The following is a 15,968-nucleotide window of genomic DNA, read 5'->3' as shown; positions in this document are numbered from 1 at the left end:
CCATGTTGGAAAAAAGAAGATCGATCCGGCCCAAAATTTCCGTCGGACGCCACGCCGGCGCCGTCTCGATTAATGTCGACAGCTACCGTCCGCTCGTCGGGGATGAATTGATCGATGAGTTGATAATGCTGGCGCGGGAGTTAAGCGGGGTTCGGATCTGCCACCTCAACTCCACCGCCCTGGGGGGCGGGGTGGCGGAGCTCCTCTCGCGCTATCTCCCCCTTCTGCAGACCTTCGGCCTTTCGGCCGATTGGCGGATCATACACGGAACGCGGGAATTCTTCGTGGTGACCAAGGCCTTTCATAACGCCCTGCAAGGGGCGCAGTACGATCTGACGGAAGCGGACCGAAGGATCTATCTTCAGGCGAACGAGGAGAGCGCCAAGCTCATCGGCCGGGAGTACGACGTCTACATCGTCCATGATCCTCAGTCGGCGGCGATCCGACACTTCATCGGGGAAAACCGGGCCAAATGGATCTGGCGCTGCCACATCGACAGCTCATCCCCCGATCCGAATGTCAGCCAATTCTTCAAGCCGTTTATCGAGGCGTACGATGCCTTGGTCTTCACGATGCCCGAATTTCTCCTCCCCGGCCTTCAGATCAAGCGGGTCGCTTTTATCCCCCCCGCCATCGATCCGCTCGCCACCAAAAACATGGAGATCCCGATCGAGCTCTGCAAGCGGGCGATCGCCGACTCCGGGGTCGATCTGACCCGGCCGTTGTTGGTCCAGGTCTCCCGGTTCGATCCGTGGAAAGACCCGCTCGGCGTGATCCGGGCGTACCGTTTGGTGAAGGAAGCCGTTCCGGGGGTGCAGCTCGCGCTGATCGGGGGGATGGCGGGGGATGATCCGGAGGGGTGGCATATTTTGGAGCAGATCGAGGAGGAAGCGGCGAACGATCGGGATCTCTATGTCTTCACCAATCTCGCGGGGGTCGGGAGCATGGAGGTAAACGTCTTCCAGCGCGGCTGCGATCTGATCATTCAAAAGTCGATCCGGGAGGGATTCGGCTTGGTCGTCTCCGAGGCGCTCTGGAAGGAGAAGCCGGTGATCGCCGGGCGCGCCGGCGGCATTCCGATGCAGTTTCCGGAAGGGTATCACCGCTATCTGGTCGACACCGTCGAGGAGTGCGCCGACCGCGTCCTCCATCTCTTGAAGCGGCCCGGCGATCGGGGCGATTTCGGACGGGCCGGCCGGGAGCATGTCCGGAAACATTTTCTCTTCCCGCGGCTCTTGCGGAACGAGCTGCGGCTGATTAAAGACCTTCTCCACCCCGGATGAAGATCATCGTCGAACACGAAGAGGTTCGGTATACTTTGGGCTATGCTAATAGTCAGGTCGTGATCACCCCCTTCCAGGAGTCATCATGAAAAGACCCCTTCTCTTACCCTTTCCAGGCAATGCCGGGCTGGCCGATGCGCTCTCCGGCCGAATCGATGCGGAGATCGGCAAGCTGATCGTCCGCCGGTTTCCCGATTGCGAGTCGTATGTCCGGATCGAAAGCCCGGTGGAAGGGCGCACCGTTCTTCTTTGCTGCACCCTCGACAGGCCCGACGACAAAATTATGCCGCTCCTTTTTCTGGCGAAAACGGCGAGAGATCTCGGCGCCGAAAAAGTCGGATTGATCTCCCCCTATCTCGCTTACATGCGGCAGGATCATCGGTTCCACCCGGGAGAGGGACTCTCTTCGGTCTATTTCGGTCAACTTCTTTCCGATGTCTTGGATGGGTTGGTGACGGTCGATCCGCACCTCCACCGCCACCCGTCGCTGGAAGAGGTCTACTCCATCCCCAGCCGCGTGGTGCGCGCCGCCCCCGCGATCGCCCATTGGGTTCGTACCCATCTCCCCCATCCGCTCCTGATCGGTCCCGACCGCGAGAGCGAGCAGTGGGTCGCCGCCGTGGCGGCAGAGGCCAGCGCCCCCCATTTGATTCTGGAAAAAATTCGCCACGGCGATCGGGAGGTGGAAATTTCCCTTCCGATGGCCGATCAATGGCGCGACCGGACGCCGGTTTTGGTCGATGACATCATCTCCTCCGCCGGCACAATGATCGAAGCGGTCGGCCAGGTGCGGCGCGCCGGCCTCGCCCCGCCGGTCTGCATCGGCGTCCACGCCGTTTTCGCCGACCGGGCCTATGCCGATCTCCTCGCGTCGGGCGCCGCTCAAGTGATGACTTGCAACACCATTCCTCATGAATCGAACCGGATCGACGTGGGGGACCTTCTTGCGGAGGGGGTGTCGGCCCTTTTTGCACCGTGACGCCCGTTCGCGGCGCGGCCTTCATTCATTCCATTTCTTCAATTCTTCCGGCAGGGGGCGATGCGTCGAGCATCGCGTTGGATAAGATTTTGGAGACGAGGGCGGCCCGGTTGTGCACACCCATCTTTTGGTAGATCTTCTTGAGATGATCTTTCACGGTAAACGCGCTGATGAAGAGCTGATCGGCGATCTCCTTGTTGGCGTCTCCCCGGCAGAGGCACTTGACGACGTCGATCTCCCGTTCCGAGAGATGAAACGTTTCCTGCACCTTTCTCATTTCGACAATCTCCATCCGGCCTTCCGTCTGGACGATCCACCGGTTTTGAAGCTGGAGGGCTCGTTTTTCGATGGCGAGTCGAACCGCCTCGACCAGCTGCGGCAAATCGTCCTTCGATTTCTCAAGATAATCGAACGCCCCCTCTCTCCGGAGCGACTGGACCGCCGTATCCAAAGAGGCCTGGCCGGTCAGCATGATCGCGACGATTTCGGAATCGATTTTTTTGGCCTCGCGCAACACGTCGATGCCGCTGAGCGTTGGGAGATTGATGTCCAGAATCAACACACCCGGCAGAGAAAACCGTTGATGGAGGAAATCGATCGCCTCCCGGCCGTCTCGCGCGATGTGGAGGAGATTCGAGATGCCCCCCTTTTCAAGGGAGTGCCGGATCAGGTCGACGTCCAACGGATTGTCCTCCACCAGCAGAATGAAGACCGATTCCTTGTCGAGTGTACTCATCCGGGATATACCATCCAGCCGCTCAGGGTGACGATGAAAGGGAGTATAGTACCCCTCTATCCGACTGTCAAACGACAACCGAACGACAGAAGAAGCCCGGATCTCCCGGAAACATCTCCTCCGAATGCCGTTCAATTCAATACGTCGTCCGCTGTTTTAAAGAAAATCTAATCCCCTTCCCTAAAACGGGAATCGTCTCAGATGATTTTTAACGAAAAAAAAGAGGGGGCCTCCCCCTTACCACGAATCCCTCTTTACCCTGAGGCCGTTTTTGTTATATTCTTGTCGATAATTAACCATCGGAAAAAACCAGGTGAACGAGACCTTGAACACGCCGTTTGCGGGGTTGCGTTACGTTCCGCACTCAGGCAGAATAACTTCATCAATAAGGAAAGGAGGAGCCCATGAAAAAAACAACCCCCAAAAAAAATGAGAACTTCCCCCAGGAAGAGGTCAACGGAAGGCCGGACGATCGGCTGCTGCAAGAGCGGATTGCCGAACGGGCCTACGCGCTTTATCAGAGGAGAGGACAATATCACGGAAACGACCTGGCCGATTGGCTGGAAGCCGAACAGAGCGTTCTCTCCGAACACGGCTCAAATGCGGTTTCCCCCGCGCCCGCGGCCAAGCCGGCCTCGCGCGCGAAATCGACCCGGAAGCGAAGCGGCGAGCAAAAGGCTTCGTAATTCCCTCATCCGGAACCCATTCACCTTTTTGGAAACAAATCCGGGTAGCGGTTCGCCCGAAGCGTGGAGGGATCTTTCTATGTCGATGGGGAAAATGGGGCGGGGTGTCTCGATCGACGGCGGCCCTCGCCTCGGCGAAACCGGTCCCTTGTAAAGACGTTCCGGCGGGACGTCTTTACAGGGGTTCCCGCCGTCGCGGCGGACCGCTTCACGCCGTTTAAAAACCATCTTCGGTATCTCCGTATCAATTCTCCCTTTCATCCCATCCTAAAATTACCGGACCAAAGAATCACTAATTGATCTTTACCTTGACAGGGTCATTAAAAATGATACCGTAGTTCTGCACACGCCGGACCTACCTTTACTGCCTGGTTCTCGTCTTTGTTTCAAATAATGCGGGCGTCCGAAGGCCCTATTGGAAGAATGCCGATGATTCACCGCCAAGGGATATTCATCTCCTCTCGTTGAAGAACATGTAGATCCAAATTAGATGGAAGCTCCCCGCAGCAAGCTGCGAGGAATGCGACGCGCGTACGCGTTCAAGAAGAATCTCTCCTCCAAACGGCATTGACCGGGATGATGGGATCGCGGGATCCGATCTTCCGCTTAAGATTCACCTTTCTTATCCCCAGGAGCGCCGGATGCCTCCGGAACGGGAACGTGTCGAGCGAGCGCTGCAAGCGGCGCTGACCTATGCCGACGGGATCATCGACACCATTCGCGAGCCGCTCCTGATCCTCGATGCGAAGATGCGGATCAAGCGGGCGAACCGCTCTTTCTACGAAACCTTCCGGGTCTCTCCGGACGAGACCGAACATCACTCTTTGTATGATCTCGGAAACGGCCAGTGGGACATTCCGGCATTGCGCACCCAAATGGAGGAGGTTCTCCCGAGGAGCCGCCAGTTCGAGAATTTCGAGGTCGAACACGACTTTCCGACGATCGGACGGCGGACCATGCTGCTGAATGCCCGGCAGGTCCGTACGGGGGACAACACCGTCGAAACCGGCACGATCCTCCTTGCCATCGAGGATGCCACCGAGCGGAAGCGGGTGGAGAAAGAGCTGGCGCGCCGCGCCGCGGAGCTGGCCCGCTCCAACGCCGAATTGGAGCAATTCGCCTATGTCGCCTCGCACGATCTGCAGGAGCCGCTTCGGATCGTCGCCAGCTACACGCAACTTCTATCGCGGCGGTATCAAGGCCGGCTCGACACCGACGCGGATGAGTTTATCGCCTACATCGTCGACGGCGCGGTCCGGATGAAGCAGTTGATCAACGACCTGCTTGCTTATTCCAGAGTCAGCACGCAGGGGAAAGCGTTTGCGCCGGTCGATTGCGAAGAGATCTTCCGTCAGACCCTGATCAACCTCGGCATGTCGGTCGAAGAATCGGGGGCCGTCGTGACGCGCGATCCGTTGCCGACGATCCCGGGCGACGCCTCCCAGCTGGGTCAGCTCTTCCAGAATTTGATCGGCAACGCCATCAAGTTCCGCGGCGATCACCCCCCCCGGATTCACCTCTCCGCAAAAGAAAAACAGAACGAGTGGCTTTTTTCCGTCCAGGATAACGGGATCGGCATCGAGCCGGAATATAAAGACCGCATCTTTATTATTTTTCAGCGACTTCACGGGAAGAACGAATACCCGGGGACGGGGATCGGCCTTGCGGTCTGCCGTAAAATCGTCGAACGCCACGGCGGGACCATCTGGGTGGAGTCGGCGCTCGGAAAAGGATCCACTTTTTATTTCACCGTCGGAAAATCGGGAGAGAAATGATGAATGGGAAGACCATCGGAGGGCCGATTGAGATCCTGCTCGTTGAGGACTCTCCCGGCGATGTGCGTCTGACAAAGGAGGCCCTTAAAGAGGGAAAGGTCCTGAACAATTTGAACGTCGTGGGGGACGGCGTGGAAGCGCTCGCCTTCCTCCGAAAGGAGGGACCCTATACAAACATGACCCGCCCCGATCTCATCTTGCTCGACCTGAACCTCCCGAAAAAAGACGGCCGGGAGGTGCTGGAAGCGATTAAAAACGATCCCGATCTCAAGCGGATTCCGGTGGTCATCTTAACCACCTCGAGCGCCGAGAAGGATGTTCTGAAAAGTTACGACCTTCACGCCAACTGTTATGTGACGAAGCCGGTCGATTTCGAGCAATTCATCACGGTGGTCAAATCGGTTGAAGATTTCTGGTTGACGGTGGTAAAGCTTCCAAAAACATAAGGAGCGTCGATGAACGGAGACTCCATCCGAGTTCTCCTGGTAGAAGACAATCCCGCGGATGTTCGGCTTGTTCAAGAAGTCTTGGTGGAGTCGTCCGCCCGATTCAGGATCACCCACGCCGACCGGCTCGACAAAGCGCTGGCGTCGCTCCGGGAGGAATCATTCGATGTCATCCTGCTCGATCTCTCCCTCCCTGACTCTCAGGGCCTCGAAACGTTCAGACAGGTCCGGGCGGCCATGCCCGCACTTCCGATCCTCGTCCTGACCTATCATCAAGATGAGGCCCTCGCGCTGCAAACGGTACAGAGGGGGGCGCAGGACTTTCTGACCAAAGGACATGAGGAAAGCCGCTATCTCGACCGCTCGATCCGGTATGCCATCGAGCGGAAACAGGCCGAAGAGCGGCTGCGCGAGAGCAACGAGCAGTACCGCGCCCTCTTCGAGAGCAATCCCATTCCGATGTGGGTGTTCGACCCGATCAAGGCTTCCTTTGTTTCGGTGAACGAGGCGGCGATTCACCATTATGGCTACTCCCGTGATGAAATCCTCTCGATGACCCCCCGCAGCCCTTCGGCCCCGGAGGAGCTTGCAAGCCTCCTCAAATACGGCTCTCAGATCTCCCATCAGAACTTCGAAGCGGGCTTCAGTCGATCGGGCGAGTGGACCCTTCGGACAAAAAGCGGCGTCTTGATCACCGCGGAGATCACCTGGAGCCAGATGACCTTTCACGGAAAGACCTCTTGGCTTATCTCGGCTCACGACATCTCCGATCGAAAGCGGGTCGAAGAGACCCTCAAGCGAAGCGAGCAGCAGCTTGCGGAAACCGAGCGACTGACCCGGCTCGGGAGCTGGCGGTGGGATATCCCCTCCAATCAGGTGACCTGGTCGGACGAGCTCTACCGAATCTTCTCCCTCAAGCCGCAATCGAAGGAGATCACCTTTGAAACCTATCTCAGCTACATCCATCCCGAAGACCGGGAGCAGGTCAAACGGACGATCGAGCAATCTCTTGAAAATAGGGGGTCCTTTAGTTGTTATCACAGGATCGTACTGCCGGACGGGAGCTCCCGGCTCCTCCACCTGACCGGCGCGGTCGTTACCGACGCGCAGGGCCGCGCGATCCATATGGTGGGAACAGCTCAAGATATCACCGAGCGGAAACGGGATGAAGAGGCCCTCAAGGAGAGCCACCAGCTTTTCCAAGCGGTCATCGAAGGAATTCCCGACACGGTTTATGTCAAAGATCTTCAGGGCCGATATATTCTGATCAATTCGGCCGGGGCCCGCCGCATCGGAAAACAAATTGAGGAGATCATCGGGAAAACGGACGAGCACCTTTTTGTTTCTCATACAACCACCTCATTAACGAATCCGCAAATGACCCCCGCCGGCGAGATCCAAACCTTTGAGGAGACGGAGCAGCGCGAGGGAATCCTCCGGACCTATCTCACCACGAAAATTCTCCGGCGGAATCCTCAGGATGAAATCATCGGTCTGATCGGGATCAGCCGGGAGATCACCGAACAGAAACAGTCGGAAGAATCGCTCCGCTTCCACGTCCGGCAGCAGACCGCCCTCGCCGAGCTGGGCCAATATGCGCTGGGCGGGCTCGATTTCTATGCGCTCTTGGATAAAGCGGCCGCGCTGGTCACCCGGGCGCTCGAAACGGAATACGCCAAGATTTTGGAACTCCTTCCGGAGGGAAAAACCCTTCTTTTACGGGCCGGCGTCGGATGGAAAGACGGGCTGATTCGAACCGCCACCCTGCCGGCGAATCCGGAGTCGCAAGGAGGCTACACCCTCCTGACAAACGCCCCGGTGATTGTCGAGGACCTGCGGACCGAGGACCGGTTCACCCCGCCGGCGCTTCTCCGCGAACATGGCGTCGTCAGCGGACTCAGCGTCGTCATCCCCGGCACGCGCCGGCCGTTCGGCACCCTCTCGGTCCACACCGCCCGAAGACGCCTCTTCACGCAAGCCGAGGTCCGCTTTCTCCAGGTGGTCGCCGACTTGCTGGCCACGGCGATCGAGCGCCGCCGGGCGGAGGAGACGATTCAGCATCAGGCTTACTACGACGCCTTGACCGGCCTTCCGAATCGCTCCCTTCTCGAAGACCATCTCGCACTGGCGATCTCCCAGGCCGACCGGCACAACGACATGGTCGCGCTGATGTTCCTCGACCTCGACTGCTTTAAAGAAGTGAACGACACACTGGGGCATCCGATCGGAGATCAGCTGCTGAAGGCAGTCTCCGAGCGGCTGGCGGCCTGCGTGCGGGACGGGGACACCTTCGCCCGAATGGGAGGAGATGAGTTCACCATCCTTCTTCCGGAAATCGACACCATTGAGAAAGTCACCCGGGTGGCCGAGCGGGTCTTGGAGGCGCTCATTCCCGCGTTCCGGATCGCCGGACAGGAATTGCCGGTCAGCGCGAGCATCGGGATCGCCCTCTACCCGCAGGCGGGCCGCGATCCCGAAACACTCCTCAGAAACGCCGACACGGCGCTCTACCGCGCCAAAAAGCAGGGGAAAAACACCTTCTGCTTCTTTTCGCCGACCCCAAACGAGAAGATGACCAGGGAGCGGTCGATTGAAAACAGCCTTCGGCAGGCGTTGGAGCGGGAGGAGTTTCTTCTTCATTATCAGCCTCAGATCGATTTGAAGTCGCGGCGGATCGTCGGGCTTGAAACATTGATCCGGTGGCGCCGACCCGATGCGACGCTGGTCTCCGCGGCGGACTTTATCCCCCTGGCGGATAAGACCGGCCTCATCGTCCCAATCGGAGAGTGGGTGCTGCGCACCGCGTGCGCCCAAAACAGAAAGTGGCAAGATGCCGGCCTCCCTTCCCTCCGGGTCGGGGTCAATCTCTCTGCCGGACAATTTTATCGGGAGGATCTCTCCGCCACCATCAGCCGGGTATTGGCCGACACCGGACTCGCTCCCGGTTATCTCGAACTCGAATTGACCGAAAAAATTTTAATGAGGAAGGAGGAGCCGCTCGTTGCGATGCTCCGGAAACTCGCCGCAATGGGGATCGCGCTCACGATCGACGACTTCGGGACCGGCTACTCTTCTCTGACCCATTTGAAGCGTTTCCCGATCAGCAAATTGAAGATCGATCAATCGTTCGTCCGGAACATCACCACCGACTCGAACAATGCAACCATCGCAAAAACGGTCGTCAAAATGGCGCACTCCCTTCAGATGAAGGGGATCGCGGAAGGGGTGGAGGCGGAAGAAGAGATGGAATTCCTCCATTCGATCGACTGCGATGAGATGCAGGGATACCTTTTCAGCCGGCCGCTCCCGGCCGACGAGACCGAACGGCTCTTGGCCCGCGGGGCCGTGCTCTGAAGCGCCTGACCGAGTCGGCCTTCCCCGACGCTTCTAACTCATACGACAGCGGATTTTCCGGAACGGAGAAAAAAATGGAATTGAAACAGATCAACACCCTGCTGATTGAAGACAACCCTGCCGACGCCCGGCTCATCCGGGAAATTCTCTCCGATGTGAAAGGGCTCTCCCTCCATCTCGTCTGCAGCGATCGGATTTCAACCGGGATGAAGCGTTTTCACCAAGGGCCGATCGATGTCATCCTCCTCGATCTCTCCCTCCCCGATTCTCAGGGGCTCGACTCTCTCTCCCGCGTTCAGACGCAGGCGCCCGGCATTCCGATCGTCATCCTCAGCGGCCTGAGCGACGAGCAGACCGCCATGCAGGCGATCCAGAAAGGAGCGCAAGATTATCTCATCAAAGGGAGGATCAGCGGCGACCTCCTTGCGCATGCCATCTCGTATGCCATCGAGCGGAAGCGGGCGGCAGAGGCGCTGCGCGTATCGGAGCAGCAGTACCGGCAGCTCTTTGAAAGCGCCAGCGACGCCATCCTGGTCGCCGATGATGACGGCCGGTATCTCGACGCGAACCACCGGGCGGAGGAATTATTGGGTTATCGCCGCGACGAGCTCATCGGAATGACGCTGGCCGATATCACCCCCGCCGAGCGCGTCGGAATCGGCCTTAAGCAATATGACGCGTTCAAGCGCCTCGGTCGAATGACGGGAGAATATACGGTGACCCGGAAGAACGGCGCCAAGGTGGAGGTGGAATTCTCCGCAAGCCGGATCGTGCCGGGGCGGTACCTGTCGATTCTGCGCGACATCACGGAGCGAAAGCAGGCGGAAGAGACGGTCCGGTCGCGTGCCCGTCGGCAGGCGGTCATTGCGGAGCTGGGGCAGCGGGCCCTCTCGGGCACGGCGCTCCCGGCGCTGATGAATGAGGCGGTCTCGTCGGTTTCTGAAACACTGGAAGTGGAGTACTGCCAGGCCTTGGAGCCGCTTCCGGATGGGAGTGCATGGTTGCTCACGGCAGGGGTCGGCTGGGAGGAGGGGTGGGTCGGAGAGGCGGAGCGCGGTGCCATGGAAAACGCTCAAGCCGCCTATACCTTCGCCTGCAACGGACCGGTGTTGGTGGAAGACTTTGAGAAAGAGACCCGGTTTAGCCCCCCGGCGCTGCTGCGGGAGCAGGGGGTGGTCAGCGGAATGAGCGTTCTGATCCCGGGCAGGGACCATCCGCACGGGGTCTTGGAAGTGCATACCCGGCGGCGGCGTACCTTCAGCAATGAGGACGTGCTCTTTCTTCAATCGATCGCCAACGTCCTCGCCATGGCGATCGACCGGAAAAAAGCGGAGGAGCGGATCGAGCACCAGGCCTACCACGATGCTCTCACCGGCCTTCCGAATCGGCTTCTGCTGGAAGATCGTCTCTCGGTCGCCGTGGCGCAGGCCCATCGCAGAGGAGAGATTCTGGCCGTCCTTCTGATCGATCTGGACCGCTTCAAAGTGATCAACGACACCCTAGGGCACCCTGCCGGAGACGAATTGCTGCGGGGGGCGGCGGCCCGCTTTATCCGGTCGGTCCGGGAGGGGGACACCATCGCCCGGATGGGCGGGGATGAATTCGCCGTTCTTCTTCCGAACTTAAATAGCGATGAGATCGCCCTTCAGATCGCCGATCGGATCGCCTCTTCCCTTCGAGAACCGTTTCATTTGGAGGGGCGCGACCTTTATGTCACCGCCAGCATCGGGGCCGCCGTTTATCCTCATGCCGGGGTCGACGGACGAACCCTTTTACAGCATGCCGACATCGCCCTCTATCGCGCGAAAGAGCAGGGGAGAAACACATTGCGCTATTTCTCGCCGGCGATGAACTCCCGCGCGTTCGAGCGCCTCTCCATGGAGAGCAGCCTCCGGGAAGCGCTGAAGCGGGAGGAGTTTCTCCTCTACTTCCAACCTCAGGTCGACCTGAACGGCGGGGAGATCATCGGGTTCGAAGCCTTGATCCGATGGCAGCGGCCGGAGATCGGGATGATTTCTCCGGCGGAGTTTATCCCCTTGGCGGAAGAGACCGGGCTGATCCTGCCGATCGGGGAGTGGGTGCTGCGGAGCGCGTGCGCCCAGAATGTCGCCTGGCAGCGGGCCGGCTTCCCGCCGACGCGGATCGCGGTCAACCTCTCCGTCCGTCAATTTCACCGGGAAAACCTCGTCGACACGGTCACCCGCGCGTTACAGGAGAGCGGCCTGGCGCCGCAATATTTGGAGTTGGAAATTACCGAGAGCGTCCTGATGGGGAAGGAGATGAGCATCCTTCTGATGCTTCGCAAGCTGACCGACATGGGTATTCAGCTTTCGATCGACGATTTCGGCACCGGCTACTCTTCGCTTGCCTATCTGAGGCGCTTCCCGATCGCCAAGCTGAAGGTCGATCAGATTTTTGTCCGGAATCTCACGACCGATCCAAACGACGCCGTGATTGCAAGGACCGTGGTCGGAATGGCCCACTCGCTTCACTTGAAAGCGCTGGCGGAAGGGGTCGAGACCGAGGCGCAGCTTGCCTACCTTCGTTCGATCGGCTGTGATCAGATGCAAGGCTATCTCTTCAGCCACCCCCTCCCCGTCGAAGAGGCGACCCGGCTGCTGGTCCAGAAGAAGCGGCTTTGATTTTTATCGAAGAACCTGCTCGGCGCGGACCGCATTGTTTAACTTTCGGCCCCGCTCGAAGTCGGAGAGATTGCCGAGGGTCGTCTCGGCGATCCGCGCCATCGCTTCTTGGGTGAAGAAGCCTTGATGGCCGGTGATCAAGACATTCGGAAAGGTGAGCAGCCGCGCGAAAACATCGTCTTGAATCACGCGGCCCGACAAATCTTCGAAGAAGAGATCGGCCTCCTCTTCGTAAACATCGAGGCCGAGGGATCCGATCTTTCCCGACTTCAAGGCGGCGATGACCGCCTGCGTGTCGATCAGCGCCCCCCGTCCCGTATTGATCAGCATGACGCCGTTCTGCATCTGCATCAACGCCTTGTCGCTGATCAGATGATGGGTCGCCGGGGTCAGCGGACAGTGGAGGGTGATGATGCGGGAGGCCGCATAGAGATCGGAAAGCGCGGTGTACTCGACCCCCAGTTCCTTGCATTCCTCATTTGGAAAAGGATCATGCGCGAGAAGGCGGCATCCGAAACCGTTCATGATCCGCGCCATCACGGTTCCGATTTTTCCGGTGCCGATGATCCCCACCGTCCGGCCGTTCAGGTCGAAGCCGAGCAATCCCTCCAGAGCAAAATTCCCTTCCCGGACCCGGGCGTAGGCGCGGTGAATCTTCCGATTCAAGGAAAGGATCAAGGCCGCCGTATGTTCGGCCACCGCATAAGGAGAATAAGCCGGCACCCGAACGACGGTCAGCCCCAGGTCCCGCGCGGCGATCAGATCGACATGGTTGAATCCGGCGGAGCGCAATGCGACCAGACGGGTCCCATGTTGAGCCAGTTTCTCCAGGACCGGCCGGTCGAGCCGGTCGTTGACGAAGGGACAGATTGCCGGAAAGCCGGCCGCCAGCGTGACCGTCTTCAAATCCAAATGAGGCTCGAAGAAAGCCAGCTCATGTCGGCAGGTTTCGTTCGCCGCCTCAAAGAAGCTCTGATCGTACGGTTTGGTGCTGAAGAGCGCGGCCCGCATTCGAATCCCCGTTTTATTTCTCTCGTTTCTCTTTGATCGGATCGACATCGAAGAGCTTGATCCCGCTCTGCTCGGTCGTTTGGTAGCGGTCGATCTCCTCCAGCTTTCGGATAATCCGGACCACCTCCCCCGTTCCGTCGATGATCGCTTGCGCCCACTTCACCTTCGGGTCGGAAAGCTCCATCCGCTTGACCATCAGCTCCGCGTAACTTCTGATCGGGGTGATGGCGTTGAGGATATTGTGGGCATAGGTCATCGAAAGGGCCCGGATCGACTCCAGCCGCTCTTTTTCGATCGTGGCGGCCCGGGCCTGCTCCAGCGCCGCCTCCATCTCCTTTCTCATCGTCATGTCTTTTCCTGTCGAGACGTAATTGATGATCTCCCCTTTTCGGTTTTTAATCGGCGTGATCGTCTTCTCCTCGTGGTAGAGAGCCCCGTTTTTCTTCTTGTTGACCAGCTCGCCCCGGAAGACCTCGCCTCGAAGGATCGTCTCCCACAGCCGGTTGTAGAACTCCGGCCCATGTTTCCCCGATTTGACGATCCGGGGGGTTTTTCCGACCGCTTCCTCTCGGGTATAGCCGGTCTTCCGCTCGAAGGCGGGGTTGACATACTCGATCACGCCGTCCCGGTCGGTGATGACGACGACGTCATCCGTCTGCTCGATGACGCTCGACAGCTTCCGGCGCTCCCGCTCCGCCGCCCGGCGCCGGCTGATGTCGCGGGTGATGCTGGAGGCGCCGACGATTTTCCCCTCGGCGTCCCGAATCGGGGAGGTCGTGACCGAGACGTCGATCCGCGTGCCGTCCTTTCTCATTCGAACGGTTTCATACGGATCGATCCGATCCCCATGGCGGATTCGCTCGAGGATCTCATCCACCCGGTCTGGATGATCGGGCGGGATGAGAATGGAGACGGAGGCGCCGAGAATCTCATCGGCCGAGTAGCCGTAGATCTGCGCCGCGCCGGGGTTCCAGGTGAGGATGGTGCCGTCGAGGTTCATTCCGATGATGGCGTCGTTGGAAGACTCGACGATCGACGCCAGCCGCTGATGCGCCTCCTCCGCCCGCTTTTGATCGGTCATATCTTCATGCGCGACGACAACACGGACCGAGCCCTCCTCTTCCCCCTCGAAGCGGGTGACCCGGACGATGAACCAGCGCTGCGCGGTGGGACTGTGGCAGGGATACTCCAGGGTAAACTCGTCTTGCTCTTTCGAAATCACCTGTTTGATGCCGGCGGCCAACGCGTGCGCCGCCTCCGCCCCCTCTCCGACCGCCGTCTCGCAGAGACGGAGATAGTTCCACCCCACCCCTTCGGCCGCCATCATCAGATAATTCGCCGCCGCGAATCGACGCCACGGCGCATTCACCGCAATCATTCCCCCCTGTTCATCCAGAATGGCGATATGGGCAGACAAGGCATCAAAGGCCGACTGGAAAAGCCGATGGGATTCCCGCAGCGTCAGCTCCAGACGGCCTTCCAGGTTCTTGATCTCCGTGAGGAGCCTCGTCTTCTCTTTACTTTCCATCGCGAATCTCTCCTCTTTGATCGATTCACCCCATGTTATCACCCTCTTGATGCTCGCACAAGAACCAGATCGATCCTGCAGACGGCCGCCAAAAATCAAAGGAATCAATCGATCCGTGCTCTTTTCCGAAAAGGGGGGCCCTGAAGGGAGGTCTCTTTACCGCCCAATCAGCGGGATTCTTGAAAAAAGCGGAGGAGAATGGAAGCGAAGCCGCCGGGACAACCGGCGGCTTCATCCGGGATCTTCAACGTCGGACCCGGCAACAGATCGGATCCATCGACAAGGGGACTACGCCGCCGCCGCGTCGTGCGGGCGGATGCCGGTTTCGATGAGGGTCTTCATTCGGGCCAGATCGGCATCCATTTCACTCTTCGGATCGGCGCCGAACAGCGAGGCGACGACATGGCCGATGGCGCCGGCCGGGGGATTATACGACATTCGAATCTCGACCCGGGTGGTCCCGTCGGGGTTTGGATCAAACCGGACGATCCCGGCATGCTCCACCGTCGCGCCGGGAACGGTCTTCCAAGCGATGATTTTGTTGGGAATCCGTTCGGTAATCTCCGCGTCCCACTCCACCGGAACCCCCGCCGGACCCGACACGATCCAATGCGATCGGTCTTCTCCCTGCGTTTGAACTTCACGCACATTCGACATGAACTTGGGAAAGTTTTGAAAATTGTTCCAGAACTCGAAGACCTTCTCGACGGGGGCGGCGATATTGATCGTTTTCTGGATATCGACCGCGCGATGTCCCGCCCCGACGCCGACAATCCGCTTCATCGGCATGTTCGTGACGCTTCGCGCAAGGGCCCCCAAGCCGATCGTGCCGACGATCGTTCTGAAGAATCCGTCCCGCCTCCAACCATAAAGGGTCAGCACGGTTCCTGTGATCCCCATCAGCGTCCTTGCCGTCGGCGACCAATGCTCCTGCATCAACTCGAACTGCGGCGGCTTGCGCGGCGTCCCTCCCTGCAGACTCGGGACATTATCGGAGGTTTGGTGGACCTCCAGCTGATTCTCCACTTCTTTGACCCCTCGGACGGAGGGGACTGCGGAGAGAACGTAATCGACCTCTTCGGCCAGGATCGGCCCGCTGAGGGTCACTTTCCCGTCGTTGACCCGGACCTCGATCGCTCCCGGATGGGAGCTGACCATCCCGAGCTTCGCCCGGACCCGCGCCTCGAGCAGCTCGTCGCCCACCTCCTCGCCCGCCTCCTCCACACGCGACCGAAGCTCCGAAACCGTTCCGATCAGCCGGTGCTGGACATCCCGGGCCGTCGCTTCAACGGCGTCTCCCGTTTTGTTCAACGCTCTCACCGCTTTATCACGGATCATGGCGCGGCGCCGGTTCCCCATCTCGGGATCATACAAATAAGCCAACGCGGCACCCAGACCGACGCCGCCGATCATCGATAATCCTCTGTTCATTTTCCACCTCCTTAAATCACAACCGCTTCAGTAAAGAACGCTTCTTCGACTCAGAAACCGTGTCGGTTCTCTTGAAATAGGAATTTAGCGCTGTTTT

General features: G+C 59.2%; 11 protein-coding genes. 7 read left to right on the top strand and 4 right to left on the bottom strand.

Annotated features, from left to right (window positions below; genetic code table 11):
• Nucleotides 1-2: 2 nt before the first annotated feature.
• Together MNODULE_RS04570 and MNODULE_RS04565 are read left to right on the top strand one after the other, a co-directional pair.
• Nucleotides 3-1,283: a glycosyltransferase gene (locus MNODULE_RS04570; protein WP_238339206.1), complete on the top strand. Its 1,281-nt coding sequence runs from the start codon at nucleotides 3-5 to the stop codon at nucleotides 1,281-1,283.
• Nucleotides 1,284-1,368: 85 nt separating this feature from the next.
• Entirely contained in the window at nucleotides 1,369-2,262 is an 894-nt protein-coding gene (locus MNODULE_RS04565; RefSeq protein WP_168058277.1) for a ribose-phosphate pyrophosphokinase, read from the top strand.
• Nucleotides 2,263-2,287: 25 nt separating this feature from the next.
• On the opposite strand, the gene MNODULE_RS04560 is transcribed toward MNODULE_RS04565, so the two are convergent.
• Nucleotides 2,288-2,998: a response regulator transcription factor gene (locus MNODULE_RS04560; RefSeq protein WP_168058276.1), complete on the bottom strand. Its 711-nt coding sequence runs from the start codon at nucleotides 2,996-2,998 to the stop codon at nucleotides 2,288-2,290.
• Nucleotides 2,999-3,402: 404 nt separating this feature from the next.
• On the opposite strand from MNODULE_RS04560, the gene MNODULE_RS04555 reads away from it, so the two are divergent.
• The 5 genes from MNODULE_RS04555 to MNODULE_RS25000 all read left to right on the top strand — a co-directional run bounded on the left by MNODULE_RS04555 (nucleotide 3,403) and on the right by MNODULE_RS25000 (nucleotide 11,901).
• The gene (locus MNODULE_RS04555) at nucleotides 3,403-3,684 is read left to right on the top strand and encodes a DUF2934 domain-containing protein (protein WP_168058275.1); all 282 of its coding nucleotides are present in this window, start codon (nucleotides 3,403-3,405) and stop codon (nucleotides 3,682-3,684) included.
• Between the two features lie 641 nt (nucleotides 3,685-4,325).
• Nucleotides 4,326-5,459 carry a sensor histidine kinase gene (locus MNODULE_RS04550; protein WP_168058274.1) on the top strand — a complete coding sequence of 378 codons (1,134 nt, stop codon included), beginning with the start codon at nucleotides 4,326-4,328 and terminating at the stop codon, nucleotides 5,457-5,459.
• Nucleotides 5,459-5,905: a response regulator gene (locus MNODULE_RS04545; protein WP_168059207.1), complete on the top strand. Its 447-nt coding sequence runs from the start codon at nucleotides 5,459-5,461 to the stop codon at nucleotides 5,903-5,905. Before MNODULE_RS04550 ends, MNODULE_RS04545 begins: the two co-directional genes overlap by 1 nt.
• Before the next feature lie 9 nt (nucleotides 5,906-5,914).
• Nucleotides 5,915-9,259, top strand: coding sequence for an EAL domain-containing protein (locus tag MNODULE_RS04540; RefSeq protein WP_168058273.1), 3,345 nt, complete (start codon nucleotides 5,915-5,917; stop codon nucleotides 9,257-9,259).
• 74 nt (nucleotides 9,260-9,333) lie between these two features.
• The gene (locus MNODULE_RS25000) at nucleotides 9,334-11,901 is read left to right on the top strand and encodes an EAL domain-containing protein (RefSeq protein WP_168058272.1); all 2,568 of its coding nucleotides are present in this window, start codon (nucleotides 9,334-9,336) and stop codon (nucleotides 11,899-11,901) included.
• Nucleotides 11,902-11,904: 3 nt separating this feature from the next.
• Here MNODULE_RS25000 and MNODULE_RS04530 read toward each other — a convergent pair whose 3' ends face one another.
• The 3 genes from MNODULE_RS04530 to MNODULE_RS04520 form a co-directional block, all read right to left on the bottom strand.
• A complete protein-coding gene (locus MNODULE_RS04530) occupies nucleotides 11,905-12,912 on the bottom strand; it encodes a 2-hydroxyacid dehydrogenase (RefSeq protein WP_168059206.1) in 1,008 nt (335 codons plus the stop codon).
• A 13-nt stretch (nucleotides 12,913-12,925) separates the two neighbouring features.
• Complete coding sequence (locus MNODULE_RS04525) at nucleotides 12,926-14,440, bottom strand: PAS domain-containing sensor histidine kinase (protein WP_168058271.1); 1,515 nt, start codon at nucleotides 14,438-14,440, stop codon at nucleotides 12,926-12,928.
• Between the two features lie 288 nt (nucleotides 14,441-14,728).
• Nucleotides 14,729-15,871: an SRPBCC family protein gene (locus MNODULE_RS04520; protein ID WP_168058270.1), complete on the bottom strand. Its 1,143-nt coding sequence runs from the start codon at nucleotides 15,869-15,871 to the stop codon at nucleotides 14,729-14,731.
• Nucleotides 15,872-15,968 lie beyond the last annotated feature (97 nt).

Source organism: Candidatus Manganitrophus noduliformans, assembly GCF_012184425.1.
Lineage (GTDB): Bacteria > Nitrospirota > Nitrospiria > SBBL01 > Manganitrophaceae > Manganitrophus > Manganitrophus noduliformans.
The sequence above is the reverse complement of the archived record's forward strand: the minus strand, read 5'-3'. Positions and strand labels throughout refer to the sequence as shown.

Bases quoted from the DNA above. Each gene is read 5' to 3' on its own strand.
- MNODULE_RS04570 (WP_238339206.1), top strand. From the start codon at position 3: ATGTTGGAAAAAAGAAGATCGATCCGGCCCAAAATTTCCGTCGGACGC.
- MNODULE_RS04565 (WP_168058277.1), top strand. From the start codon at position 1,369: ATGAAAAGACCCCTTCTCTTACCCTTTCCAGGCAATGCCGGGCTGGCC.
- MNODULE_RS04560 (WP_168058276.1), bottom strand. From the start codon at position 2,998: ATGAGTACACTCGACAAGGAATCGGTCTTCATTCTGCTGGTGGAGGAC.
- MNODULE_RS04555 (WP_168058275.1), top strand. From the start codon at position 3,403: ATGAAAAAAACAACCCCCAAAAAAAATGAGAACTTCCCCCAGGAAGAG.
- MNODULE_RS04550 (WP_168058274.1), top strand. From the start codon at position 4,326: ATGCCTCCGGAACGGGAACGTGTCGAGCGAGCGCTGCAAGCGGCGCTG.
- MNODULE_RS04545 (WP_168059207.1), top strand. From the start codon at position 5,459: ATGAATGGGAAGACCATCGGAGGGCCGATTGAGATCCTGCTCGTTGAG.
- MNODULE_RS04540 (WP_168058273.1), top strand. From the start codon at position 5,915: ATGAACGGAGACTCCATCCGAGTTCTCCTGGTAGAAGACAATCCCGCG.
- MNODULE_RS25000 (WP_168058272.1), top strand. From the start codon at position 9,334: ATGGAATTGAAACAGATCAACACCCTGCTGATTGAAGACAACCCTGCC.
- MNODULE_RS04530 (WP_168059206.1), bottom strand. From the start codon at position 12,912: ATGCGGGCCGCGCTCTTCAGCACCAAACCGTACGATCAGAGCTTCTTT.
- MNODULE_RS04525 (WP_168058271.1), bottom strand. From the start codon at position 14,440: ATGGAAAGTAAAGAGAAGACGAGGCTCCTCACGGAGATCAAGAACCTG.
- MNODULE_RS04520 (WP_168058270.1), bottom strand. From the start codon at position 15,871: ATGAACAGAGGATTATCGATGATCGGCGGCGTCGGTCTGGGTGCCGCG.